Source organism: Pedobacter jeongneungensis (assembly GCF_000633455.1).
In the GTDB taxonomy this organism is placed as follows: Bacteria; Bacteroidota; Bacteroidia; order Sphingobacteriales; family Sphingobacteriaceae; genus Pedobacter; species Pedobacter jeongneungensis_A.
Window position 1 is genome coordinate 213,736 of record NZ_AYMG01000014.1, and the last position, 25,319, is coordinate 239,054.

A 25,319-nucleotide genomic window follows, 5' to 3' on the forward strand; every position below is an offset into this window, starting at 1 on the left:
CTATTTATATAGGTCTTTCAAAGCATCCTCCAAATGTGTGAATTTAAATTTAAATCCTGCATCTAAAATTTTTTGTGCAGAGGTATTATTGCTCATTAAAACGGCTTCTACACGTTCTCCCAGTACTAATGCCAAAGCTTTTTTAGGTACTTTAATTGGCCAGACGGGGCGGTGCAACTGTTTGGCAATGGCTTTGGTTAAGGCACTGTTGGTTACCGGAAAAGGTGCACAGGCATTGTAGCAATTTTCCATTTTAAGATTTTCTACTGCTTCGATGTACATTTCAACCATATCATCAATATGTATCCAGGGGGTCCATTGTTTACCAGTGCCTAATGGTGCACCAGCAAATAATTTTACAGGTTGAGCCAACTGTGGCAATGCGCCGCCTTTTGTGCTGAAAACAATCCCGGTGCGGAGTTTTACAATCCTCAGGCTTAATTTTTTACCCTGATCTACCGCATCTTCCCATAGCTTACAGCACTCGGCTAAAAAGCCATAGCCGTTTGGACTCTCTTCTGTTAAAATTTCGTCACCACAATCACCATAAAAACCAACTGCAGAAGAAGAAACAAAAGATTTAATCTGATGATCTGCCCTGGATTTAATGGTTTTGAAAAGCAGTTCTGTAGATTTTACACGACTATCAATAATCTGTTTTTTGCGTTCGTCGGTCCATTTTTTATCTGCAACCGGTTCTCCAGCCAAATGGATAACGGCATCAACACCATTCAGACAATTGGCATCAATTGTTCCTTTGTAGACATCCCACACAAAACTATTCGGATCGTTACCCTTTTTTCGGGAAAGTGTATTCACCTCGTAACCTTTGTTTAATAAATGCTTTTTTAGCTCAGTACCCACAAGTCCGGTAGCTCCGGTAATCAGAATCTTCTTTGCCATATTTTTAAAACACTAAAGATACAAAAGGGTTTTTTGGCAGGACTTTAAATTGTATTAATCTGGTTCTAATTCTTTTGTTACCTATTTGTAAAGAATTATTTAGGGGTTTGATGTAGAAGAAAAATAAGATAAATTTGTAAAGCGTTCTTACACCCTTTCCGATAAAAGATGTCCAAAAAAATTTTAGTCTGGTTTAGAAATGATCTTCGCCTGCATGATAACGAAATGCTGGTCGAGGCAATTGCTAAATCTGATTCAATTTTGCCTGTTTACATTCTCGATCCCCGTTCTTTTGGCGAAACCAAATATGGTACGCTGAAAACAGGCAATATTAGAGCGCAATTCATTTTAGAAAGTGTTTTAGGCTTACGTAATGCTTTAAAACAGATTGGGGGAAACCTGCTGATTGCTGAAGGTAATCCGGAAGATATTATTCCTCAGCTTGTGCAGGAATACGAAATTACCGAAGTATACCATCACCGCGAAGTGGCTCGCGAAGAAACCCATGTTTCTACCCTGGTAGAAAATGCACTTTGGAAATTGCGCATCAACCTGAAGCATTTTATCGGCCATACCTTATATAATAAAGAAGATTTACCTTTTCCTATCAAGGATATACCCGACGCTTTTAACCAGTTTAAAAAGAAAATTGAACGCGATTCGATCATTAAACCCTGTTTTGCAGCGCCCGATCGGATTAACGTAGCCGAAGTGATCGATTGGGGCACCTTATCATCATTGGAAGATCTGAATCTTTTGCCCCAACAAAAAGATCAGCGTGCTGATTTCGAATTTGCGGGTGGCGAAGCCGAAGGTTTGGCGCATTTACAAAAGGTGATTGTGGCGATGCAACAGGCCGCAACGACCAAGAATTTAATTCTTGCATCAAAACTCTCTGCCTGGCTGGCTATGGGCAGTTTATCGCCCCGTAAAGTATATTGGGAAATTAAAAAAATGGAGGGTGTACCCAATACCAAAGCCATGTTCAACCATATTTTGTTGGGATTGCTTTGGAGGGATTATTTCCGTTTCATGTTCAAAAAATACGGCAATACATTTTTCAGTCCCGATGGATTTGGAAGTCAGGGTTTGGTTGATATTGCCAACGAACAGGACAACTTTTATAAATGGAAAAATGCACAGACCGGATTTGCGGTAGTAGATGCAGTAATGACAGAGTTAAATCAAACTGGTTTTATTTCAAATATTGCCAGGCAAACGGCTGCTTTATATCTGATCAATAACCTGGAAGTTAGCTGGATTTTTGGAGCTGCTTATTTTGAAGAAAAACTGATCGATTATAACCCGGCAAGTAACTGGGGTAACTGGGCCAATGTAGCTGGTGTGGGGAACGATCAAAAATCAAAAAGTGTGTTCGATTTGGATAAAAACATCAAAAATCTCGACCCAAAAGGCAACTATGCTTTAACTTGGGCATCATAGTTGTAATGACTGAATGATTGGGTGTTGAATGATGGAATTGAAATTTTATCGATTAGTACAAGTCATATTTTTATCATTCTCTCATTTTATCATTCTCTCATTCAATAATTCTCATTTTAATCGAGATTTTTGCCGTTTATATAAGGTAAAATTCTAATTTTGTAGTGCTTATAGTAAATAGTTAATAATGGATAAATTATCTTATCTTAATGGCGCAAACGCCGAATATATAGAATCTTTATATCAGTCTTATCAACAAGATCCTGAGTCGGTTGAGTTTGGTTGGCAGAAATTTTTCGAAGGTTTCGATTTTGGAAGAGGATCGGAAGCCCCAACAGTAACTGCAGAAACTCCTGAACAATTTTTAAAAGAGGTTAATGTTTTAAACCTGATTGATGGCTATCGCAGCCGCGGTCACCTGTTTACGCACACCAATCCGGTACGCGAAAGACGTAAACATTTGCCAACTTTAGATCTTGCCAATTTTGGATTATCAGATGCGGATTTAGAAACCGTTTTTAACTCTGGTGTAGAGATTGGTATTGGTGCCGCAAAATTGAAAGATATTGTAGCCTTTTTGAAACAAACATACGCACACTCTATCGGTGCAGAATATAAATTTTTACGTACACCTGAAGTGTTGAACTGGATTCAGCAAAAAATGGAAAGTGCACGTAATACCCCTAATTTCTCTATTGAAGAAAAAAAACGCATTCTCCGGAAATTAAACGAAGCGGTAAGTTTCGAAAATTTCCTTGGAACAAAATTCTTAGGTCAAAAGCGTTTCTCTTTAGAAGGTGCTGAGGCTTTAATTCCGGCATTGGATTCCGTAATCGAAAAAGGTGCCGAATTAGGAATTGAAGAATTTGTAATTGGTATGGCTCACCGCGGACGTTTAAACGTGCTGGCCAATATCATGCAGAAAACCTACAAAGATATTTTTGCAGAATTTGAAGGCAAAAGTTATAATCCCGATACCCCATTTGGCGGAGACGTAAAATACCATTTAGGTTATTCAACCGATGTAACCACAAACGCAGGTAAAAGTGTTCACTTAAGTTTATGTCCAAACCCATCTCACCTGGAAACAGTTGATGGTGTAGTAGAGGGCATGAGCCGTTCTAAAATCGATTTCAAATATGGTGGCGATAACAGCCGCTTAGCCCCGATTTTGATTCATGGTGATGCTTCAGTTGCTGGTCAGGGTATTGTTTATGAAGTAATTCAGATGGCAGGCCTTGAAGGTTATAAAACCGGTGGAACCATCCATTTGGTGATCAATAACCAGATCGGTTTTACCACCAATTATAAAGATGCCCGTACCAGTACTTATTGTACTGATATTGCTAAGGTAACTTTATCTCCGGTTTTCCACGTAAATGGTGATGATCCTGAAGCTTTGGTTTATGCGATCAACCTAGCAATGGAATACCGTCAGAAATATAAAAACGATGTATTTATCGACATTCTTTGTTACCGTCGTTTCGGTCATAATGAATCTGATGAACCTAAATTCACTCAGCCATTATTGTACAAAACTATCGAAAAACACCCTAATCCAAGGGAAATCTATATCGAGCAGTTAACTAAAGAAGGTAAACTGGAAGCAGGTTTGGCAAAAGAAATGGAGAAAGATTTCCGTGGTATTTTGCAGGAGCGCTTAAACGAAGCCAAAGAATTTGTTGCAGGCAGCACTGAAGTTAAATTTGGTGGGGCATGGGCAGATTTGCGTATGGCAACTCCTAAAGATTTCGAAACTTCGCCGGTTACTGCGGTTAAAAAATCTACTTTATTAGAAATCGGTAAACGCATTACTGCTTTACCGACCAATAAAAAGTTCTTCAAGAAAATCGAGAAACTATTTGTTGAGCGTAGCAAAATGGTTAACGAAACCAATGTTTTCGATTGGGCAATGGGCGAGCAGCTGGCTTATGGCACGTTGTTATCAGAAGGTAAACGCGTTCGTTTAAGCGGTCAGGATGTAGAACGTGGTACTTTCTCTCACCGTCATGCGGTATTAACGCTTGAAGATAGTGAGGAAGAATATGTACCATTGGCAAATATTTCTGATCAGCAAGCGCCATTTGATATTTACAATTCACACTTATCTGAGTATGGCGTTTTAGGTTTCGAATATGGTTATGCCATGGCAAATCCAAATGCTTTAACCATCTGGGAAGCACAATTTGGTGATTTCTTTAACGGAGCACAAATTGTTGTGGATCAGTATATTGCGAGTGCTGAAACCAAATGGCAACGTGAAAACGGTTTGGTGATGTTATTGCCTCATGGTTATGAAGGTCAGGGACCAGAGCACTCATCAGCACGTATTGAGCGTTTTATGGAGCTTTGTGCCGATTACAACATGCAGGTAACCAACTGTACTACGCCTGCAAACTTCTTCCACGTATTACGCCGTCAGTTTAAACGTGATTTTCGTAAGCCATTGGTGGTATTTACACCAAAAAGTTTATTACGTCACCCGGCCTGTGTTTCTAAATTAGAAGAATTTACAGAAGGCGGCTTTAAAGAAGTAATTGATGATGTAAATGCAAAAGTTGCAGATGTAACCCGTATTGTTTTCTGTAGCGGTAAAATTTATTATGAATTGCTGGAAAAACAACAAGCTGATAAAATCAAACACGTAGCCTTGGTTCGTGTTGAGCAGTTGTATCCAACTCCGGTTGATCAGATGGAAGCCATCCAGAAAAAATATAAAAATGCAAAAGAAATTTTCTGGGTACAGGAAGAGCCAGAGAACATGGGCGCATGGCCATATTTATTTCGCAGGTTGTACAAAACCGCATTAAAAGGTATTGATGTAATTTCGAGAAGAGAGAGCAGCAGTACAGCTACAGGTTTTGCAAAACAACATGCTAACCAACAAGCTTATATTTTAGCAAAAGCTTTGGAGGTTTCGGTTACGGAAGATGTGAAGGATATTGCTAAAAAAGCAACAAAGAAACTAGTTCAGATCGATTAGGTGCATAGTGCTAGGCGGTTAGCGCATGGCGTTTAATAATTGGAATAAGATCATTAGAAGATAAAAAACATAACATTACAAAAATGAGTTTAGAGATAAAAGTTCCACCTGTTGGTGAGTCGATAACCGAAGTTGTTTTATCACGTTGGATAAAAAACGATGGCGATGTTGTTGAAATGGATGAAGTAATTGCCGAATTAGAATCGGATAAAGCAACATTCGAATTAACTGCAGAACAAGCTGGAACTTTAAAAACCATAGCGGCCGAAGGTGATACTTTAGCCATTGGTGCAGTAGTTTGTAAAATTGAAGATGGTGGTGCAGCTGCTGCACCGAAATCTGAAAGCGAAAGCCCAAAGGCTGATGCACAAGCTCCGGCTGCTGTTGCCGAAGCACCTAAGGCTCAGGATTCAGCTGCTTCTAAAGATTCTTATGCCACAGGAACTCCATCACCTGCTGCTGGTAAAATTCTTGCAGAAAAAGGAATTGAAGCGGGTGCGGTAAAAGGTACCGGTGTGGATGGCCGCATTACTAAAGATGATGCTGTAAAAGCTGAAGCGGGTAAAAAACCAGAAGCACCTAAAGCGAGTGCTCCTGTTGCAGCTGCTGCTCCTGGAGGTAGTCGTGGCGAGCGTCGTGAGAAAATGTCTCCACTACGTAGAACGGTTGCAAAACGTTTGGTTGCTGTTAAAAATGAAACCGCAATGTTAACTACTTTTAACGAAGTTAACATGAAGCCAATTATGGATTTACGCGGAAAATATAAAGACCAGTTCAAAGAAAAATTTGGCGTTGGTTTAGGTTTTATGAGTTTTTTCACTAAAGCGGTTACTGAAGCTTTAAAAGATTTCCCGGCAGTTAACGGCCGTATTGAAGGTGAAGAATTGGTTTACAACGATTTCGCTGATATTTCTATAGCGGTTTCTGCTCCAAAAGGTTTAGTGGTTCCGGTAATTCGTAACGCTGAAAGCATGACTTTAGCACAAATCGAAAAATCGGTTTTAGAATTGGCTTTAAAAGCACGTGATAGCAAATTAACCATCGAAGAAATGACTGGTGGAACGTTTACGATCACTAACGGTGGTGTGTTTGGTTCAATGATGTCGACGCCGATTATCAATGCGCCACAATCAGCTATTTTAGGTATGCACAACATTGTTGAGCGTCCGGTTGCTGAAAAAGGCGAAGTGGTAATCCGTCCGATGATGTACGTTGCTTTATCTTACGATCACAGAATTATCGACGGACGTGAGTCGGTTGGTTTCCTGGTTCGTGTGAAACAACTGTTAGAAGATCCAGCCAGATTATTATTGGGTATATAATCCCTAAATCCCCTAAAAGGGAATTTATATATTTTAAGAAGAAGTCAAGTTTTCAAAAACTTGACTTCTTTTTTTATAACCGAAAAATGAAATTCACGTTCAACTCAAAATTCCTCTTCATTTTCCTTGTGATTTTTTTCATAGAAATCTTAATTGGTAAATACCTTAATGATGCAATTATACGCCCTTTTGGCGGTGACGTATTAGTGGTTGTTTTGATTTACGCTTTCTTTAGGATTTTTCTTAAAACCAATAACAGGTGGTTGGCGTTAGGCGTCCTAATTTTTTCTTTCATCATTGAGTTTTTGCAAAAAGTAAATTACGTTACCTGGCTAGGCCTGGAGCATAATAAGTTAATGAGTATTGTTTTAGGAACTTCCTTTAGTTACTATGATTTACTGGCCTACTTTGTTGGTTATTTGATTTGCCTATTATTCAGGGATTAACCTGAGATACTTTTCTTATTTAGATAGCGCTTTAATCGGTTTTAAATCCAGTTGTTTAAATTCTACTTCAATGTTGGTCAGGATTTATAATCCGGACCTGGTGCTTTAGATTTGCAATCTTTTTTAGCAGTTATGTTACAGGAACCAGTTTCCAGGGATTAAAAATCCTTAGCTCAAAAGGCGGGATTGCAAATCCCGCCTAACGATTTCTGTTATTTTGATAACGCTTTAATTGGTTTCAAATCCAATTGCTTAAATTCTACTTCGCTGCCTTCAGCTTGTAAGGCAATCTGGCCACTACTTACCGTACAGTTTGTGCCATAGTTTACCAATGTGCCATTTACCCACACTTTAACTTCATTATTTAAGCATTGTATCACCATGGTATTCCATTCGCCAACAGGTTTTTCGCTATCATCTGTTAAGTTTTTAATCCGGCGAAGTTTATCTCCATTTACTCCCCAGTTTTCTTTAGGCCCGCGTCTGGCAACCATATCTGGTACTGTAATATCCTCTTCTATACACCAAAAATCGCCGGCATCTTTATGCTGCATCTGAACTTCCAACGATTTTGGGAACATGCCGTACAAGGCCCTCGGTGTTGATGCATGTACCAAAACGCCACAATTACCTGGTTTACCTGCAAATCGGTATTGTACCGTTAATTGATAGTTTTTATAAATTTTATCGGTTATTAAGTGCCCGCCTGGCGTACCTAAACTTACCAGCATTCCATTGCGGACAATAAATGGATTAATGGTATCAGGCTTTTTATCCATTGCAGGGACATCTACATGCCAACCGTTTAGGTTTTTTCCATTAAAAAGGCTTTTTTGGGCAAATGCTGAGGTACTCAATGTTATAAGCAGTAAAAGGGCGTAATGTAATTTCATGATATTTGGTTTTGTATTTCAAATATAATATTTTAAGTATGAGATGATGAAATCCAAATCTCAGTATGAGAATAGGCAATTATATAATCGGTCGTCATTCTCGCGTATGCGGGAATCTTAATGCAACCTACAAGCCCTACCAAGGCATTACGATTATTCATAAGTTTTCCTTTTTTCAGAGGTATTCATGAGCACTTCGTGGTTCCCAATCAACCCGATAGCTATCGGGTTGGGAATGACGGCACCTCCTTACTTGGTCTTAGCGTCTCGCTAAGCATCCAATTTCAATAATTCCTCATAAGCGTTTCCCTCGATCCCCAGTAATTTCGCAAATGCTGGCTCGGTTTTATAACCTTGTTTTTTTAAGGAGATAATTTCCTGTCTGAATTCCTCACCTTTTTCTAAAAGTAATTTATATTCAATAAGCATGTGCAGGTAGGCGTTTTGCTGTGTTGTAGGCTTGTTTTGTCCGAATATTTCTATCTCAAAATCCTCAATTTTAAAAGTCACTTTAATTGCGTCGAATTTAGGGCTTTCAGAAACAAAAAAATCTTGATGGGAGCCAAAAACGGCAGTTAACTGATCAACAAATTCATCTCTGTCAGATACGTCACAAATGATATCCAGATCACTATTTTCAATGTCGATATTGATTGGTACGGTGCCGACTAAAATCGGTTTATATGCAGCAAGTTTTTCTAAAACCTTATTAGCTGTTAAAATTTGATAAACTTTTACTTGTTTTTCGTTTCCAATCCGGAGATAAGATATATCGAGGAAGTTGATCATTTGTGGTTAGTAGTTTTCAGCTTTTGTTTCTTGCAGTACCCAAAGTTAATAAACCCGATAGGATGAATGCCAATGTGTTTTAATGCTATCTGATTTTTTATGATGAAACACTGTTAAAGCACAAGCTGCATTGGCAGAAAGGATAGCGGGAACAGACTTAAATATTTGCTGCTGTACCTGCTTTCCAAAAAGCCTTATAATTGTCGTCATTCTTCGGCTGAAAAAGCCTTCTCGCAATGACGAAATTATATAATAAAAAAGCCCATCTCAGTTAAGAAATGGGCAATGTTTTTATTAAATTTTATTTAATCCTCTACAATTTCGCTGTTGATGCTTACTTCGTCCTTTACATCTTCTTTAAAGTAGTTTTTTTGGAAAATAAGGATAAGTATCACGCCTACAGAAATGGCTGCGTCTGCAAGGTTAAAAACGGGCCTGAAGAAAACAAATTCTTCGCCTCCCCATATTGGTAACCAGGTAGGGAAGTGACCTTCTGCAATCGGGAAGTAGAACATATCTACCACGCGACCATGGAACCAGCTTTCGTAGCCATAAATTTTTCCGTAAAATACAGAATCGATAATATTACCCAATGCGCCTGAAAAAATCAAAGCCACATTTAGGATCAACCCTCGGTGGAATTTATGCTTAATTAAATAATGTAAACCATAACCAATCCCTGCAACTGCTGCAATGCGGAAAAGCGATAAGGCCAATTTGCCAAACTCGCCACCAAACTCCATACCGAAAGCCATACCATTGTTTTCGGTAAAATGGATGATAAACCATTTACCAATAATATGGAACTCCTGGCCCAGGTACATGTGTGTTTTAACCCAGGTTTTAACCAGCTGATCGGCCAGTAAAACTAAAAAGATTACAATTAAAGGTTTTGTATAGCCTTTCATTAACTCTGCTTTAATTTAGCTTCCATGCTTAAAGTTGCATGAGGTACTGCACGTAAACGTTCTTTTTGGATTAATTTACCGGTTTCGCGGCAAATACCGTAAGTTTTGTTCTCGATACGCACCAATGCATTTTCCAGATTATCAATAAATTTTTTCTGACGGGCAGCCAATTGATTGATCTGTTCTTTCTCCATCGTTGCAGAACCATCTTCTAATGTTTTGTACGCACCTGAAGTATCTTCAGTTCCGTTTGCATTTGGGTTACTCAAAGAAGTGGTTAAAGAGTTAAGCTCCTCTTTCGCCATGCGTAATTTATCTTGAATCAATTCTTTAAATTCCTGAAGTTCACTGTCTGAGTAGCGTGTTTTGTTACTGTTTTCCATGTTTTTAATTTAGTTTTCTAATATATGGATTTATATTTTAGTTACTGAAATGCTTAACTCAACATCATCAATGGTGATTTTGTTTGCATTAGTTACAGTATCTGTTAATTCTAATTCGTCGGCCAATATTTCCGCGCAAATGTAGCCCTTGTTTTTGGCAACTGCATTAGCTACCAAGTTATCATTTTGTAACGAAACTTTAATCCTATCGGTCACCTCAAAATTTAGTTCTTTACGTAAATTCTGGATACGGTTAACCAGTTCGCGCGAAATGCCTTCCTGTTTCAGCTCATCGGTAATCGTCACATCTAAAGCAACGGTTAAGCTGCCGAGGTTGGTTACCTGCCATCCGGGAATATCTTCTGCAAATACCTCTACATCATCGTTTAAATTGATGGTAAATTCTTCACCATTATTGCCAACTACGATGATAAAGCCATCATTTTCTAAACGCTGGATATCATCCTGATTTGAATTTTCTAAAGCCTCTTTGACCAGACCCATATCTTTTCCAACTTTTTTACCTAAAGATTTGAAGTTCGGTTTAAGCTTTTTCTTCACGATACCGTGCGTATCGGTAATGAATTCGATATGTTTTACATTCGTTTCAGAAAGGATATAATCTGCAACCTTAGCTATTTTTTGTTCAAAATCACCACTTAAAGATGGGATTAAGATTTTCTCCAATGGTTGACGTACATTGATACCCGATTTTTTACGCAGCGATAAAACCATCGATGAAATATCCTGAGCGTAAACCATACGCTCGTTCAAATCAGTATCAATCAAACTTTGATCCGCCTCTTTCCATAAAGTTAAGTGAACAGACTGCTCTGCGTATGCATCGGTAATGGTTAAGTTTCTGTATAACCAATCGGCAAAGAAAGGCGCAACCGGACTCATCAGTTGTGCCAAGGTTTCTAAACAAGTATAAAGTGTTTCGTAAGCTGCACGTTTATCATCGGTCATTTCGCCTTTCCAGAAACGGCGGCGACTTAACCTGATGTACCAGTTACTCAAATGTTCATCAACAAAAGTTTGGATGGCACGGGTTGCTTTAGTTGGTTCGTAAGTGTTGTAACTTTCATCAACTTCGTTAATTAAGGTTTGCAATAACGATAAGATCCAACGGTCTAATTCCGTTCTGTCTTCAACTTTGCTCAGGTTATTTTTATCGATCTCAAATTTATCGATATTGGCATATAGGGCAAAGAAAGCATAAGTATTGTAGAGTGTTCCGAAGAATTTACGACGCACTTCAGCAATTCCATCAATGTCGAATTTTAAGTTGTCCCAAGGATTTGCATTAGAAATCATGTACCAACGTGTAGCATCAGCACCATATTCGTTAATGGTTTGGAATGGATCGGCGGCATTGCCCAAACGTTTAGACATTTTTTGTCCGTTTTTGTCTAGTACCAGCCCATTCGAAACTACATTTTTGTACGCTACTTTATCAAAAACCAATGTAGAGATTGCATGCAGGGTATAAAACCAGCCACGGGTTTGATCTACTCCTTCGGCAATAAAATCTGCAGGGAAATCTTCATTTCCATCAATGGTTTCTTTGTTTTCAAAAGGGTAGTGCCACTGCGCATAAGGCATCGCACCAGAATCGAACCAAACATCAATCAAATCACTTTCGCGGCTCATCGGTTTGCCTGATGGAGATACTAAAACAATCTTATCGACTACATTTTTATGTAAGTCAATCAGGTCGTAATTCTCTTCAGACATGTTTCCAATTTCAAATCCTTTAAAAGGATTTTCTTTCTGAAAACCAGCTGCTATCGATTTTTCAATGGCATTATAAAGTTCCTCAACAGAGCCGATTAATATTTCTTCTTTTTTATCTTCAGTTCTCCAGATTGGCAAAGGAATTCCCCAGTATCTCGAACGTGATAAATTCCAATCGTTGGCATTTTTCAACCAGTTTCCAAAACGCCCCTCGCCGGTTGATTTTGGCTTCCAGTTGATGGTTTCATTCAGGTCGAACATTCTGTCTTTAACATCTGTAACCTTAATAAACCACGAATCTAAAGGATAATATAAAAGTGGCTCATCAGTTCTCCAGCTGTGTGGGTAACTGTGAACATATTTTTCTACTTTAAAAGCTTTATTTTCTTCTTTTAATAAAATAGCAATTTCTACATCAACCGATTTTTCAGGTGCTTCACCAGCATTATAATATTCGTTCTTTACATATTTACCTGCAAAAGGACCAACATGTTTGGTGAATTTACCCTGCAAATCTACTAATGGAACAGGAGTATCATTTTCGTCTAACACCAGCATTGGTGGTATTTCCGGAATGGCTTCTTTAGCTACTTTAGCATCATCTGCACCAAAGGTAGGGGCGGTGTGAACAATACCAGTACCATCTTCAGTAGTTACGAAATCTCCTGAAATTACCCTAAATGCATTTTCAGCATTTTGATATGGCAATGCGTAAGTTAAAAGTTGTCCATATCTAATTCCAACCAACTCACTTCCTTTGCATTCGGCAAGTATTTGATATGGGATTTTTTTGTCGCCGGCTTTAAAATTTGTAAAATCTTCAACTTCATTGCTTTCGAAGAAAGTTTTGCTAAACTGCTTTCCAACCAGGTTTTTTGCCAAAATTACATTTGTTGGCAAGTAGGTATATTGGTTAAACGTTTTGACTAAAACATAATCGATCTTTGGTCCAACCGTTAAAGCAGTGTTTGATGGTAAAGTCCACGGTGTTGTGGTCCATGCTAACAAATAGATATCGCCAAAACCCTGCAAAAAAGATGGTAGCGTATCAGGTAATGCTTTAAACTGAGCTACAATTGTTGTATCGGTAACATCTCTGTAAGCGCCAGGCTGATTTACTTCATGCGAACTCAATCCTGTTCCCGCTTTTGGAGAATAAGGTTGAATCGTATAACCTTTATAGATTAATCCTTTATCGTAAATCTGTTTCAAAAGCCACCATACCGATTCCATGTATTTCGACTTATAGGTAATGTATGGATCATCCATATCTACCCAATAGCCCATTTTTTCAGTCAGGTCGTTCCACACATCGGTGTAGCGCATTACTGTTTTTTTACAGGCTTCGTTATAGTCTTCAATAGAAATAGTTTTACCTATATCTTCTTTGGTAATTCCCAATTCCTTTTCCGTTCCAAGCTCAACAGGTAAACCATGCGTATCCCAACCAGCTTTTCTTTTAACCTGATAACCCTTAATTGTTTTATAGCGGCAAAAAATATCCTTAATTGCACGCGCCATTACGTGGTGAATTCCGGGCATGCCATTGGCAGACGGTGGACCTTCGTAAAAAGTAAACGGATTAGATTTAGGACGGGAAGAAATACTTTTCTCAAAGATATTTTCCTTTTTCCAAAAATCCAGTATTTCCTGCCCTATTTTGGCAAGTTCCAATTGTTTAAATTCGCTATACATCAATCAAGTACCTCAAAAAATTAAGGTTGCAAAGTTAACAGAATTGACTGAATTTTGGTAGTTTTGATGTAAATACTTTTAACGTGAAATTATTTAATATCGGGCTTACATTGATGATTGTAGCCGTAATTGCATTGCCAATTGTTGCAGTTATCAATCCATCTGGCCATGATTTTATGCTTTATACATTTTATTTCTGCGGCCTGCTCGAACTAATTGGACTCATCTTTGTTTTAATCCATATTATTACACTAAAAAGAAAGAGCCCATGATCAAGCTGTTAAAATTGCAGAAAGCCGTTTTCGTACTCATTGCTGGTGTACTTTCTTTTATCGCCTATAAAATTTTAGATGCTAATGAGGTAAAAGGAAGTATCTATCTTCAAATGTTGGCTGGTGTACTTATCATTATTGGCGCGCTTTGGCTATTGTATCCGATTTTATTCGCCAAAAAAGATAAGGACGGCAACGCCGAAATCATTACCGATCCAACGGTTGAGGTTCCGGTAGATGAAGAAGAAAAATCTGTAAAAGAATAAATCTCTTAGCCTTGGGTTTAAACCCAAGGCTAAGAAATCCTTCTACCCAAGGCAAAAAAAAATAAATTTCCGCATAGGGGTAAATCTCTTATGAGTTGTAATAGCTCTAAATAACCAAAATAGAGATATTATGATACCTGCAATTATTATTTGGCTCTGCAAGAAATACCTTGCTCCAAAAAGCTACAAAAAATTCTCCCCCCAAAGTCCGGTTAATCCAAAAAGTGTTGCTACAGTACTTTTTCTGATCTGCTCATTGTCGTCGGCTTTTGCACAGCAGAGTAAATTTAACATCAAACGTAATGGTGAAATCATCGGGCAAATGTATTTCCAGCAAAAAGATGAAGGAGAAAATACTTATTTAACGATCACTTCAAAAGTACAGACACGGTTCGTATTTAAAATCAATATAGAAACAGAAGATCAGGCTCACTTTAGAAATGGCAGATTGCTTACCTCAAACGTGAACCGGGTTGTAAACGGTAGCGCCAAAGAAGTTAAAAAAACAAACTGGGTAAATAACATTTATCAGCTTAAAACCGGCAATAAAACCAGTACCCTCAACCAGCCCATTAGTTATAACATGATGCTTTTGTACACTAAAGAGCCTGTCGACATTGCTGAAATATATTCTGATAATTTTCAATGTTTTATTCCCATCCAAAAAAATGGAGCACATCAGTATCGGATTAAACTCCCAGACGGAAATTATAACGATTATCATTTCGAAAACGGGCTCTGCAAACTGGTGGTTGTAAATCATTCATTGTACACCATTAGAATGGAAAGGGTTTAATATGGAAGCAGTATCAAATAAATACCTGAGGGTTTTAGTAACCGGTGCATCAGGCTTTATCGGACGAAAATTAAGTTTTGCCCTGGCAGAAATGGGCTACGAAGTAATTGCACTTTGCCGAAATATAAATCATCCTTTTTTGATTCAGCACAGAAATATCCAGTTTATAAAAAGCGATATTTTAGATCCTGAAAGCTTGGAATGTGCCATGAAAGATTGCTATCAGGTTTATCATACCGCTGCTATGGCCAAAATGTGGTGCAGAAACGAGCAGGATTTTTACGATGTAAATGTAATCGGAACCAGAAATGTACTTCATTGTGCCTTGAAATTGGGCGTAGAGCGGGTAGTTCATACTTCAACATGTGGCGTTTGGGGACCCACCTTAAATTTACCGGTTTCAGAAAATGATCCAAGAGCAGTTGGTTTTCCAATCAGTTATGAACGTACAAAATACCTTGCCGAACTGGAGGTGAAAGAATTTGTAAAAAAAGGATTAGAGGTGGTGATTGTAAATCCATCGAGGGTATATGGCGAGGGGCCAATAACCGACAGCAATACGGTGAGTAAAATGGTTACAGGTTATATAAACGGTACCTGGCATTTTATTCCGGGAGATGGAAAAGCGATAGCCAATTATGCTTTTGTAGATGACGTAGTGGATGGGCATATCGCTGCCATGCAAAACGGCAGGAATGGCGAAAGATATATTTTAGGAGGAATTGATGTTTCGTTTAATGGCTTTTTCAATACTTTAAAAGAGCTTACAGGGAAACGACGGATTTTATATAAAATTCCGGTTGGCATTATTAAAGCCTATAGTTTGCTGGAGTCGATCAAAACAAGGCTGTTTAACCTAACGCCATTTTTCCTGCCAGAATTTGCAGATAGGTTAAAATGCAATCAGCAATACTCCAGCAATAAAGCCATAACCGAACTAAATTACAGGATTACGCCTTTTGTAGTTGGGTTAAGAAAAACGGTAAAGCATTTTCAAAGCAATTAATAATTTAATCAAACCATCGTCCTCGTTTGCAACGAGGATGATTGAGAGCCACATTTGTAATGTGGATAGTAGGATTAGAAAGTCGATAAAATCGACATTCTCCTGCATCCTCGTTTCAAACGAGGACGATAAAAAGATATAAAATGAAACAACTAACCGTATTAATTACAGGTGCAAGCGAAGGTTTGGGGAAATCTTTCGCCATTGAATCTGCCAAACGTGGGTTTGATTTGGTATTGGTTTCGCTGCCTAATAGTGGTCTCGATCATTTAGCGAATTACCTTCGCGTTAACTTTAACAGCAGGGTATTTTGTATCGAAATGGATTTAACCAAGAGTACTTCCGCAATCGAAATATTTGAGAAATTAAAGAAGCACAAGATCGAAATTAACGTTTTAATCAACAATGCGGGCTTAGGGAACTGGAGCTGGTTTGAAGATAAAAATGTAGATTTTTACCGTACACAGATTGACCTTAACATCACCAATACGGTTCTACTTACTCGTTTGTTTTTAAACCATATAGATAAAAGTACGGCAAGTTATATTTTAAATGTAGGTAGTTTGGGTGGACATTTTATCGTTCCGAAAAAGCAGGTTTATGGCGCAACCAAATCATTTATTGGTTACTTTACCCGTTGTTTGCAGCTCGAACTGAGCGGTACCAATGTACACATCAGTTTGTTGAGTCCGGGCGGAATAAACACCAAACCCGAATTATTGGTGATGAACAATGAGTTGAAAGGTTTTGCCAAAGCCACCATTTTAGAAGCCGATTACGTAGCAAAAACAGCCATGGATGGTATGTTGAAAGGGAAAAAGGAAATCATCCCAGGCTTTGCAAACCGGTTTTTGCTCGTATTAGATAAAATTATCCCAACCTTTTTAAAAGAAATAATTATTAGGCGTAAATTGAGATCAGTTTTAACAACATAATTAAATCATTTAACCACAACTTGTCCCGATTTCCGGAGATAAAAATGATGAGTACAGATAATAATAATCGGTATTTATCCGTGGCTAAAAAACTAATTTACCTTTAGAGAAATATTGTAAACAGGCTTGGAAAATAACGATACTCACCTTATCGGATTAATTAAAAGCGGTAATAAACAGGCTTTTGAAGAAGTGTTTTTAAAGCATTTCAAAAGTCTGCATGCCTATGCTTTTACTATAATTAAGGAGAAAGATGATGCCGAAGAGATTGTGCAGAATGTGTTTGTGCGTATCTGGACAAAAAGAGAACAGCTTAAAGAGGATGGATTTTTAAAATCATTCCTATACCGTTCGGTACATAACGAAAGCTTAAACTACCTGAAACATCAAAAAGTGAGATCGAATTTTAACATTCACTATGCAGATGCGATGAAAAACGATACCGGAAATTTAAATACAGAGATTATGGCAACTGAACTGGAAAAGAATATCCATTCTGCAATAAATGAACTGCCAGAGAAATGCCGGAATGTATTTCAGTTAAGCAGGTTCGACCAGATGAAATACCAGGAAATTGCCGATGCATTAAATATTTCGATTAAAACGGTCGAAAACCAGATGGGGAAAGCGTTAAAAATTTTAAGGCTTAAGGTGGTTGATTTCCTGATCCTCATTTTTATATTATTGAAATAAGCTTATGGATAAAAATTATACACATATTAACGATGATTTACTTGCAAAATACCTGCTCGGAGAGGCCACTGTGGCAGAAATTGAGCAGGTTGAGGCCTGGGCAGCATCAAATCCGGATCACCATAAGCAGCTAGATGATTTTAGAACGATACTGGAGAAAAGTAAACTTCACATCGACCATTCTATAGACGAACATCAGGCTTTGGAGCGCTTAAATATCCGTTTGCAAAAAGAGACCAAAACGATCGGTTATAAATTTGTATTACGTTGGGTAGCCATAATAGCCATCATTTTTAGTACAGGTTTATTTTGCTACAACAATTTAATCGGTAATAAAATCAATGTAAACAGTGGTGAAAATACTTTAACCCAGGTTTTGCCTGATGGTTCTACCACGATATTGAACAAACAATCTTCTATATCTTTTGTAGGCGGTTTTTTTAATAAAACCCGTGAGGTGAAATTGAAAGGAGAAGCTTTTTTTAAAGTGAGTGCCGATAAATCTAAGCCTTTTATCATCAGCATTAACGATGTTCAGGTAACTGTTGTAGGAACTGCATTTAATGTAAAGGGTGATGAAAAAGGAACGGTTGTGATTGTAGAAAGTGGTATTGTTAAAGTAAACAATCAAAAAGATAGTGTGCGTTTAACTGCTGGCGAAAAGGTAGAAGTTGTTCAAAACCAGGCGCATTTTACCAAGGGTGAAAATCAAGGCAAGCTATACAATTACTATTATACGAACGAACTGGTTTGCGATGGGACGCCGCTTGCTGAGCTGGTTACGGTTTTAAACGAGAAATTTAAGGTCAATATCGTTATTGTAAATCCTGCACTGAAAGTGCTTCCAATCAGTACAACCTTTAAAAACGAATCGCTTAAAGAAATCCTGAATGTAATTGCCGAAACTTTTAAAATAAAAGTAGAGTATGGGCAAGGTATAATCAAACTTAAATAAGGATTTATGCGTACACTCAAAGTTATTGTTCTATTCCTCCTCTTTTCAAATTATCTGGTTAAAGCACAATCTACCTTATCCAGGAATATCTCTCTAAATATTGATCATCAGAAATTAGGTTCGGTATTGGCTATTATAGAAGAAAAAGGTGGCTTTAAGTTTTCTTACAATAGTAACATATTGCCAGTTGATAGTTTGGTGAGTATCCACGAAAGTAACCTGAATGTTGCCGAAACCCTTGATAAATTATTGAATCATCGGTTTGAATATCGTCAATCGGGTAATTTTGTGATTATCAGGTATGCACCACTTGAACTGGTTTTGCTGGTCAACGAATCGATTGGTAATCCAGAACTTTACACTATTTCCGGGCAGGTGGTGGATAAACGGACCAATAAACCTATTGAAGATGCGAGTATTTATGAAAAGAATTTATTGGTTTCTGAAATAACTGATGGAAACGGTTATTTTTCGATGCGGTTAAAAAATATTACGCAGCCGATATCATTAACGGTGAGCAAAGAAAACTATAAATCTACCATTACCCATTTTTTGGCCGAGGTAAATATCACTAATAAAAAGGAAGATATGGGCGAAAGGTTTATTGGTGGAAACCTGGATGATGTAGAAAAAACCTGGCTGGGAAATGCGTTGGTTACTGCACAACAAAAAATCCAGTCGATTAACATCGGTGGGTTTATTTCCAAAGCCCCATTTCAGTTTTCACTAATCCCAAAGCTAAACTCCCATGGTTCACTAAGCGGACAAGTGGTGAACAAATTTTCGCTTAACGTAATCGGCGCTTATAGTGCTGGTGTAGATGGTGCTGAGATTGGTTTTGGGTTCAATATCGACAAAAGTGACGTTCAATATTTTCAGTTTGCAGGAGGTTTTAATTTAGTAGGAGGAAATGTTCGTGGAATTCAAATTGCCGGTTTTTTTAATCATGTAAACGGCAATGTAAATGCACTGCAGGTTGCGGTTGGCCACAACCATGTTAGTAAGGATTTTGAAGGCTTGCAAATAGGAGGCATCTATAATAACGTTAAAAATAATTTTAAGGGGGCACAATTTTCTGCTGGTCTTAATACAATAGGCGGGACACTGAAAGGCTGGCAAACAGGAGCATTTAATTTAGTTGGTCAGGATACAAAAGGAGTTCAGATCGGAGTTGGTGGGAATATAGTAAAAGGTAGAACCAGTGGGATACAGATTGGTGGTATTGCTAATATTGATCAGGAGACCAGTGGATTAAATCTTGCTGTACTCGCCAATTTTACTTCAAAAACTGCGAGTGGATTGCAGGTTGGGGCGATTAATTATGCTAAAAACTTAAAAGGCGTTCAATTAGGGTTTTTAAATGTTTCTAACCGGAATGATGGTTATTCCATTGGCTTAATCAACGTTGCTTTAAACGGGTATCATAAATTCAGTTTCAGTACGAATGAAAGCACTACTTATAATGTGGCTTATAAAGGTGGAAGCAAACGTTTATACAATATGATCATGTTCGGCACAAACAAAAAATCAGCTGATAAGATATATACCGGCGGACTGGGCTTTGGAAAAGAAATGAAGTTGTTTCGTAGTGTTTCATTAAATCCTGAAATCAGCAGTCAATATGTATATCAGGGTAGTTGGGATTACCTGAACCTTTTAAACAAATTTGAGTTGCCGATCAACATCAGGTTAAATAAATGGCTGGCCATTCAGGGCGGTCCATCGGTTAATGTGTATTACACCAGGCAAAATACTAAAATCGGAGAGTTTGGTCTTTTACAGGAAAAACATCGGGATTTTACCTTTAAGGATTCGAGATATACTGGTTGGGTAGGTTGGAATGTTGGAATTGTTATTTTGTAGGTTAATAGACCTATAAGGTTTTTAAAACCTTATAGGTCTTAATATAGGTCTTAAATTAAATTCAGACTTCAAACTCTGCAAATTTTTCATTTTGATGAAATGCAATAAACTCTTCGATCCCTCCAAACCAATCAAAAACAGCATTTCGTTCGAGCTTTGAACTTTTGTTGATTGAGATTATTGAGTTGTAAGAAGAATAATCCCATTCCGACGGTGATTTGCAAAAGCCATGATGTACTGGGTTTTGATGGATATAATTGATTAATCCAGAAAAATAAAATTCATCCTTAATCTCTTTTCTGCGGGTGAAATCTAAAAATAAAGCTCCTCTTCTATTGTACTGTTTATTAAATGCTTTGGCATAGCAATTTAAGAAATTGCTGAGTTGTTGCATAATGAATTTATGGAAATCAAATTCATCATTATCGTTTTTTGCTAATAGTCTGATTGATTTTTCATCCCTCACTTGTATCAATACATGGAAATGATTTGGCATTAAACAATAACTAAATGTTTTAGCGATAGGCGATATGTATTTATCGTATCTGCTTAGGAAAAAATAAAATTATTATGTTTTCTAAACAGATTCTCATCTCCTACAGCATGGTTATAAATATGGTAAAAATTGCCGGGATGAAATTTATCGAAATATTTCATGGCAATTTTTTATAAATATAACAATCCTAGAAGGTTTTTAAAACCTTATAGGATTTAAAATCAACGCTAGTGGTCAAACTCACCGGCATTCTTTGCCGATTCCTCATCAGAAATTACTTTTCTTACTTTCTTTTTATCTAACCACAATACCAGTGCTGGCAATAAAGTTAAATTGAAAATTAAAGCAACCAATAGGGTTATAGAAAGAAGCAAGCCCAACACCACTGTTCCGCCGAAGGTAGAGGCCGTAAAAATTCCAAAGCCAAAGAATAAGATCAAGGCAATGTGCGTCATACTTACGCCGGTTTCGGTAATCGTATCCGTAATTACTTTGGGTACACTGAAATTTGTCAGGTTTAGTTCCTGCTGATAACGTGTAAGGAAATAAATCGTCTGATCGGAAGCCAAACCAAAGGCAATGGTGAAAATTAAAATAGTTGAAGGTTTTAACGAAATGCCGAAATAGCCCATAATCCCGGCAGTAATAATTAAAGGGACAATGTTTGGTAATAGTGAAATAAACATAATGCCCAAACTCTTAAACTGTGCCAGCCTTAAAAGCGATATTAATACGATGGCAAGTGCAATACTCTCCACCAAATGTCTTAACATATAATCCGTTCCTTTTGAAAATATAATGCTCGATCCGGTAAGTTCTACATCAAATTTAGATGGAGGCAAAATGCTGTCAATACGCGGTTTTAGTTCGGCCATAATTGCGTCTAAACGTTTCGAACCCACATCTGCCATTTGAAAACTGATCCTGGTGCTTTGATTTCCCTTGCTGATAAAATTGGTTAACAAACTAGCATTTCCTTTGCCACCATTGGCGATGTAGGCCAGAATAAAATTCTTTTCTAAGTTATCCGGCAAACGGAAAAAGGTCGAATCATTATTGTAGAAGGCCTGAGTAGCATATTTCAAGCCCATATTTACCGAAATGGAACGTGAAAATTCCGGATAGGCAGAAATCATTTTCTCCAGTTTTTCCATTCTTTTCAGGTTGGTTAAATTGAAAACACCATTCTTTTTCTTTGTATCTACACTTACCTCAAGGGGTAAAATACCTTCGAAATTTTTCTCAAAGAATTTTAAATCTGTTAAAATTTCGGAGTTTTTCGGTAAGTCATCAACCACATATCCGTTAACGTTAATTTTCATCACTCCGATAAAAGCAATAATGGAAATAAGGATCGTTCCAATATAAATCAAGCCACTTTTGTGCTGCACAAGGGTATCGGTTTTAACCAATAATTTGTGCAGGAAACCTTCATCGATATGGGTTTGTGGTTTAAGTTTTGGAGCAGGCAGGTAACTGAAAATAATCGGGATTAAGCATAAACACATTAACCAGGTAACCATCACATTTATGGATGCCACACTACCAAATTGCATCAATAGTTCACTTCCGGTAAAATAAAGCACACCAAAACCAATGGCTGCGGTAATATTTGCAATTAAAGTAGTAATGGCAATTCTTTCTATCGTAATGCTTAGTGCTTTTTGCTTGTCGCCATGTTTGCGAAGCTCATTCTGGTATTTGTTCAGTAATAAAATACTGTTTGGGATACCGATAATTACAATCAGTGGTGGGATCAACCCCGTTAAAATAGTCAATTCGAAGCCGAATAAAACAAGTGTTCCGATGCTCCAGATTACGCCCATCACCACCACTAAAATAGGGAAGAATACGGCATAAAATTTTTTGAAGAAAATCAATAAGATTAATGCTGAAACCAATATTGAAAGACCCAGAAACAATACAAATTCATTACTTACCAATTTACTTACCGCGGTGCGGATATATGGTAGGCCCGAGATGTGCACCTGAATTTTAGTCGCTGACTGGAAAGCCTTTGCTTTTGCCTCAATTTCTTTTAAAATAGGGTTCCGTGCGGCAGTATTTAAGATTTTGGTATCGAAAGTAATGGCCATTAGCGTGGCATTCTGACGGTTGTACACCAGTCCTTCGAAGAAAGGATTACTATAAATGGTGTTTTTAATCGAATCCATTTCGGCATCAGTTTTCACCAAGCCACCAGGTAATGGTTTTAAAATAAATTTTTGGTTAACCGTGTCTTTTTCGAGCTGAAAAATCCGTCCTGAAGATAAAACCTGTTTAATGCCTTTTAATTTCTGGATTTCGTTAGAAAGCTGTACCCATTGGTTGTACACTTCCTTTCTAAAAATATCAGGCGATTGTATGCCCACCACCATCACACTTCCATCTTCACCAAAAGTTTTTTTAAAAGCGTTATATTTTACAAATGCGCTATCGGTAACGGGCAGGATTTTGCTCCCAGTGTAAGAGAGTTTTACATTTTTGGCCTGATAAGCCATAAAAACGGTTCCTAAAACGAAAAATACGATGATTGCGATACGATTCTGAAGAATAAATCTCGATAGCTTAACCCACATGTGCAGCTTAGTTTAATAATAATGGCAAAACTAATCTTATTTGTAAAACACGATTACTTTTTGCGCAATTAAATTTGCACAAATAACATACTTTTGAAAAAATTGTTTTAACAGCATGTTGCACAAAGTTAGAGGCATTGTATTGAAGACCACCAATTACAGCGAAAGCAGTGTAGTGGTGCAAGTGCTTACCGATAAATTTGGCATGCAATCTTATCTAATCAATGGGGTAAAAAAGCCAAAGGCCAAGATTAAAATGAATATGCTTCAATCACTTCATCTGTTGGATATGGTGGTTTATCATAAAGCAAATACCAATATCCAGCGTATATCAGAAGTACGACAAACGCCTGTTTTTAAAAGTATCCCTTACGATATGATTAAAACCAGTATTGTTATTTTTTTAAATGAGGTATTGTATAAAAGTATCAGGCAGCAATCGGCTGATGAAAGTTTATTCGATTATATTTTTAATTCAATAGCCTGGTTTGATGAAGTGGAAGAGATCAACCCAAATTTTCATTTATCCTTTTTATTAAAACTTACAAGGTTTTTAGGTTTTTCTCCTAACGGAAAAAGAAGGAACGATCAGATTTACTTCGATCTGCAGGAAGGAGAATTTACTTCGCGCTTACCAATTCACTCCAATTACCTTCAGTTAGATGATGCGATTGGTTTCATTTCTTTATTTAATTCGCCACTCGAAAAAATTTCTGAAATAAAGTTAAGTAATACTCAGCGGCGCTTTTTATTAGATAAGATATTGGTTTTCTATACCTTACATACAGCCTCATTTGGGGTGGTGCAATCGCATAAAATCCTTGAAACTTTATTAAGTTGAAAAAAAAGAAAAAAAGATTTGCAGAACAGTTTTATAGCGCTATATTTGCATTCCCAAACGGAGGATGGGGCATTAAGTTTGACAAAATATAAAAGGGAAATTAGCTCAGCTGGTTCAGAGCATCCCGACATTACAGTCGGGAGGGTCGGATCAAAAGAATGGTTTTCTTGGATATAAAAAAGGGAAATTAGCTCAGCTGGTTCAGAGCACCTCGTTTACACCGAGGGGGTCGGGGGTTCGAACCCCTCATTTCCCACTAAGCCTTTCAGTATACTGGAAGGCTTTTTTATCAAACTTTGAAATACACCTAAAAAGGGAAATTAGCTCAGCTGGTTCAGAGCATCCCGACATTATCAGTCGGGAGGGTCGGATCGAAAAAAGCAGAGATAATTTTAAGACATTACCAACAGGGAAATTAGCTCAGCTGGTTCAGAGCACCTCGTTTACACCGAGGGGGTCGGGGGTTCGAACCCCTCATTTCCCACCATTTAAAGCCTTTCAATTTATTGAAGGGCTTTTTTGTACTGAAAGAATTTAACTAAGCTGGTCAGAGTACCTGGCTTAAACCAAGAGGTCGTCCCGATGTGATCGGGATCATTTCCCACAGAAGCCTTTTAGTTTTACTGGAAGGCTTTTTAATTCTTAAAGAAATCACTATCCCAGTTACGATTTCTAAAAAAAAATAAACATCCCAAAATAATTTAGATAATTATCAAAGAGATGTTTTACACCTATATTCTATATTCAAAAAACCGAGATAGGTATTATATCGGATCCACGATTAACATAGCAGAACGGTTGAAAAAGCACAATACAAACCATGCAGGGTTTACTGGTCGCACAGGAGATTGGTGCATCGTCTGGTCAGAGACTTTTGATAATCTGAGAGATGCAAGGCTAAAAGAAAACAGTATTAAGAAGTGGAAAAGCAGGATTATGATTGAAAAGCTAATTTCATCAGCTGGTTTATAGCAATCCTTTACACCTGTAGAAGCGTAATGATCTTTTCCCACCAATAAATTCAGGATCGTCATTAAAAGGAGAAAACCATTTTTTTATCTGGTTCAAAGATCTCTCCATTCCGTTGCACTTCAGTCGAGATGATTGTTATGATA

The 25,319-nt window shown here is 37.6% G+C and carries 21 protein-coding genes and 2 tRNA genes; 15 read left to right on the forward strand and 8 right to left on the reverse strand.

Translation table 11 applies throughout. The annotated features are described in order from the left end of the window. Complete coding sequence (locus tag U859_RS0114685) at positions 1-903, reverse strand: TIGR01777 family oxidoreductase (protein ID WP_025144115.1); 903 nt, start codon at positions 901-903, stop codon at positions 1-3. Between the two features lie 168 nt (positions 904-1,071). On the opposite strand from U859_RS0114685, the gene U859_RS0114690 reads away from it, so the two are divergent. From U859_RS0114690 to U859_RS32650, 4 genes are all read left to right on the forward strand, one after another. Next, the gene (locus tag U859_RS0114690) at positions 1,072-2,346 is read left to right on the forward strand and encodes a DASH family cryptochrome (protein WP_025144116.1); all 1,275 of its coding nucleotides are present in this window, start codon (positions 1,072-1,074) and stop codon (positions 2,344-2,346) included. 187 nt (positions 2,347-2,533) lie between these two features. Then, on the forward strand, positions 2,534-5,329 hold the full coding sequence (locus U859_RS0114695; RefSeq protein ID WP_025144117.1) for a 2-oxoglutarate dehydrogenase E1 component: 2,796 nt from the start codon (positions 2,534-2,536) through the stop codon (positions 5,327-5,329). An 83-nt stretch (positions 5,330-5,412) separates the two neighbouring features. Further along, the gene (odhB, locus tag U859_RS0114700) at positions 5,413-6,651 is read left to right on the forward strand and encodes a 2-oxoglutarate dehydrogenase complex dihydrolipoyllysine-residue succinyltransferase (protein WP_025144118.1); all 1,239 of its coding nucleotides are present in this window, start codon (positions 5,413-5,415) and stop codon (positions 6,649-6,651) included. An 86-nt stretch (positions 6,652-6,737) separates the two neighbouring features. Beyond that, complete coding sequence (locus tag U859_RS32650; protein WP_025144119.1) at positions 6,738-7,097, forward strand: DUF2809 domain-containing protein; 360 nt, start codon at positions 6,738-6,740, stop codon at positions 7,095-7,097. A gap of 212 nt (positions 7,098-7,309) precedes the next feature. Here the strand turns inward: U859_RS32650 and U859_RS0114710 are convergent, their stop codons facing one another. From U859_RS0114710 to ileS, 5 genes are all read right to left on the reverse strand, one after another. After that, positions 7,310-7,990 (reverse strand): DUF1080 domain-containing protein, encoded by a 681-nt coding sequence (locus U859_RS0114710; RefSeq protein ID WP_025144120.1) that lies wholly within the window; start codon positions 7,988-7,990, stop codon positions 7,310-7,312. 270 nt (positions 7,991-8,260) lie between these two features. Next, entirely contained in the window at positions 8,261-8,779 is a 519-nt protein-coding gene (locus U859_RS0114715; RefSeq protein ID WP_025144121.1) for a DUF4269 domain-containing protein, read from the reverse strand. A 305-nt stretch (positions 8,780-9,084) separates the two neighbouring features. Then, complete coding sequence (locus tag U859_RS0114720; RefSeq protein WP_025144122.1) at positions 9,085-9,687, reverse strand: lipoprotein signal peptidase; 603 nt, start codon at positions 9,685-9,687, stop codon at positions 9,085-9,087. Next, entirely contained in the window at positions 9,687-10,070 is a 384-nt protein-coding gene (locus U859_RS0114725; RefSeq protein WP_025144123.1) for a TraR/DksA family transcriptional regulator, read from the reverse strand. The genes U859_RS0114720 and U859_RS0114725 overlap by 1 nt, the downstream gene beginning before the upstream one ends. Before the next feature lie 30 nt (positions 10,071-10,100). Beyond that, complete coding sequence (gene ileS, locus U859_RS0114730) at positions 10,101-13,502, reverse strand: isoleucine--tRNA ligase (protein ID WP_029985787.1); 3,402 nt, start codon at positions 13,500-13,502, stop codon at positions 10,101-10,103. A 268-nt stretch (positions 13,503-13,770) separates the two neighbouring features. On the opposite strand from ileS, the gene U859_RS0114740 reads away from it, so the two are divergent. The 7 genes from U859_RS0114740 to U859_RS30445 all read left to right on the forward strand — a co-directional run bounded on the left by U859_RS0114740 (position 13,771) and on the right by U859_RS30445 (position 20,288). Continuing rightward, a complete protein-coding gene (locus U859_RS0114740; protein WP_025144125.1) occupies positions 13,771-14,040 on the forward strand; it encodes a hypothetical protein in 270 nt (89 codons plus the stop codon). Positions 14,041-14,170: 130 nt separating this feature from the next. After that, complete coding sequence (locus U859_RS0114745) at positions 14,171-14,836, forward strand: DUF6134 family protein (protein WP_025144126.1); 666 nt, start codon at positions 14,171-14,173, stop codon at positions 14,834-14,836. A 1-nt stretch (position 14,837) separates the two neighbouring features. Next, positions 14,838-15,842 carry an NAD-dependent epimerase/dehydratase family protein gene (locus U859_RS0114750; RefSeq protein WP_025144127.1) on the forward strand — a complete coding sequence of 335 codons (1,005 nt, stop codon included), beginning with the start codon at positions 14,838-14,840 and terminating at the stop codon, positions 15,840-15,842. 143 nt (positions 15,843-15,985) lie between these two features. Beyond that, positions 15,986-16,777, forward strand: coding sequence for an SDR family NAD(P)-dependent oxidoreductase (locus U859_RS0114755; RefSeq protein WP_025144128.1), 792 nt, complete (start codon positions 15,986-15,988; stop codon positions 16,775-16,777). A 126-nt stretch (positions 16,778-16,903) separates the two neighbouring features. Then, entirely contained in the window at positions 16,904-17,470 is a 567-nt protein-coding gene (locus U859_RS0114760; RefSeq protein WP_025144129.1) for an RNA polymerase sigma-70 factor, read from the forward strand. A 4-nt stretch (positions 17,471-17,474) separates the two neighbouring features. Further along, positions 17,475-18,425, forward strand: coding sequence for a FecR domain-containing protein (locus U859_RS0114765; RefSeq protein ID WP_025144130.1), 951 nt, complete (start codon positions 17,475-17,477; stop codon positions 18,423-18,425). A 6-nt stretch (positions 18,426-18,431) separates the two neighbouring features. After that, on the forward strand, positions 18,432-20,288 hold the full coding sequence (locus U859_RS30445) for an STN and carboxypeptidase regulatory-like domain-containing protein (RefSeq protein WP_025144131.1): 1,857 nt from the start codon (positions 18,432-18,434) through the stop codon (positions 20,286-20,288). Positions 20,289-20,349: 61 nt separating this feature from the next. On the opposite strand, the gene U859_RS30450 is transcribed toward U859_RS30445, so the two are convergent. Further along, positions 20,350-20,784, reverse strand: a complete 435-nt coding sequence (locus tag U859_RS30450) for a hypothetical protein (protein WP_205314402.1) — start codon at positions 20,782-20,784, stop codon at positions 20,350-20,352. A gap of 227 nt (positions 20,785-21,011) precedes the next feature. Beyond that, positions 21,012-23,363: an efflux RND transporter permease subunit gene (locus U859_RS0114780; RefSeq protein WP_025144132.1), complete on the reverse strand. Its 2,352-nt coding sequence runs from the start codon at positions 23,361-23,363 to the stop codon at positions 21,012-21,014. Between the two features lie 115 nt (positions 23,364-23,478). Here U859_RS0114780 and recO point away from each other — a divergent pair, with 115 nt between their 5' ends. The 4 genes from recO (at position 23,479) to U859_RS0114800 (ending at position 25,176) form a co-directional block, all read left to right on the forward strand. Further along, positions 23,479-24,204 (forward strand): DNA repair protein RecO, encoded by a 726-nt coding sequence (recO, locus tag U859_RS0114785; RefSeq protein ID WP_025144133.1) that lies wholly within the window; start codon positions 23,479-23,481, stop codon positions 24,202-24,204. 181 nt (positions 24,205-24,385) lie between these two features. Then, positions 24,386-24,460 (forward strand) — tRNA-Val (locus U859_RS0114790). A gap of 153 nt (positions 24,461-24,613) precedes the next feature. Continuing rightward, positions 24,614-24,691, forward strand: a tRNA-Val gene (locus U859_RS0114795). A 233-nt stretch (positions 24,692-24,924) separates the two neighbouring features. After that, a complete protein-coding gene (locus tag U859_RS0114800) occupies positions 24,925-25,176 on the forward strand; it encodes a GIY-YIG nuclease family protein (protein ID WP_025144134.1) in 252 nt (83 codons plus the stop codon). Positions 25,177-25,319 lie beyond the last annotated feature (143 nt).

Excerpts from the sequence above, each read along its gene's own strand:
- U859_RS0114685 (WP_025144115.1), bottom strand. The coding sequence starts at position 903 with ATGGCAAAGAAGATTCTGATTACCGGAGCTACCGGACTTGTGGGTACT.
- U859_RS0114690 (WP_025144116.1), top strand. The coding sequence starts at position 1,072 with ATGTCCAAAAAAATTTTAGTCTGGTTTAGAAATGATCTTCGCCTGCAT.
- U859_RS0114695 (WP_025144117.1), top strand. The coding sequence starts at position 2,534 with ATGGATAAATTATCTTATCTTAATGGCGCAAACGCCGAATATATAGAA.
- odhB (WP_025144118.1), top strand. The coding sequence starts at position 5,413 with ATGAGTTTAGAGATAAAAGTTCCACCTGTTGGTGAGTCGATAACCGAA.
- U859_RS32650 (WP_025144119.1), top strand. The coding sequence starts at position 6,738 with ATGAAATTCACGTTCAACTCAAAATTCCTCTTCATTTTCCTTGTGATT.
- U859_RS0114710 (WP_025144120.1), bottom strand. The coding sequence starts at position 7,990 with ATGAAATTACATTACGCCCTTTTACTGCTTATAACATTGAGTACCTCA.
- U859_RS0114715 (WP_025144121.1), bottom strand. The coding sequence starts at position 8,779 with ATGATCAACTTCCTCGATATATCTTATCTCCGGATTGGAAACGAAAAA.
- U859_RS0114720 (WP_025144122.1), bottom strand. The coding sequence starts at position 9,687 with ATGAAAGGCTATACAAAACCTTTAATTGTAATCTTTTTAGTTTTACTG.
- U859_RS0114725 (WP_025144123.1), bottom strand. The coding sequence starts at position 10,070 with ATGGAAAACAGTAACAAAACACGCTACTCAGACAGTGAACTTCAGGAA.
- ileS (WP_029985787.1), bottom strand. The coding sequence starts at position 13,502 with ATGTATAGCGAATTTAAACAATTGGAACTTGCCAAAATAGGGCAGGAA.
- U859_RS0114740 (WP_025144125.1), top strand. The coding sequence starts at position 13,771 with ATGATCAAGCTGTTAAAATTGCAGAAAGCCGTTTTCGTACTCATTGCT.
- U859_RS0114745 (WP_025144126.1), top strand. The coding sequence starts at position 14,171 with ATGATACCTGCAATTATTATTTGGCTCTGCAAGAAATACCTTGCTCCA.
- U859_RS0114750 (WP_025144127.1), top strand. The coding sequence starts at position 14,838 with ATGGAAGCAGTATCAAATAAATACCTGAGGGTTTTAGTAACCGGTGCA.
- U859_RS0114755 (WP_025144128.1), top strand. The coding sequence starts at position 15,986 with ATGAAACAACTAACCGTATTAATTACAGGTGCAAGCGAAGGTTTGGGG.
- U859_RS0114765 (WP_025144130.1), top strand. The coding sequence starts at position 17,475 with ATGGATAAAAATTATACACATATTAACGATGATTTACTTGCAAAATAC.
- U859_RS30445 (WP_025144131.1), top strand. The coding sequence starts at position 18,432 with ATGCGTACACTCAAAGTTATTGTTCTATTCCTCCTCTTTTCAAATTAT.
- U859_RS30450 (WP_205314402.1), bottom strand. The coding sequence starts at position 20,784 with ATGCCAAATCATTTCCATGTATTGATACAAGTGAGGGATGAAAAATCA.
- U859_RS0114780 (WP_025144132.1), bottom strand. The coding sequence starts at position 23,363 with ATGTGGGTTAAGCTATCGAGATTTATTCTTCAGAATCGTATCGCAATC.
- recO (WP_025144133.1), top strand. The coding sequence starts at position 23,479 with ATGTTGCACAAAGTTAGAGGCATTGTATTGAAGACCACCAATTACAGC.
- U859_RS0114800 (WP_025144134.1), top strand. The coding sequence starts at position 24,925 with ATGTTTTACACCTATATTCTATATTCAAAAAACCGAGATAGGTATTAT.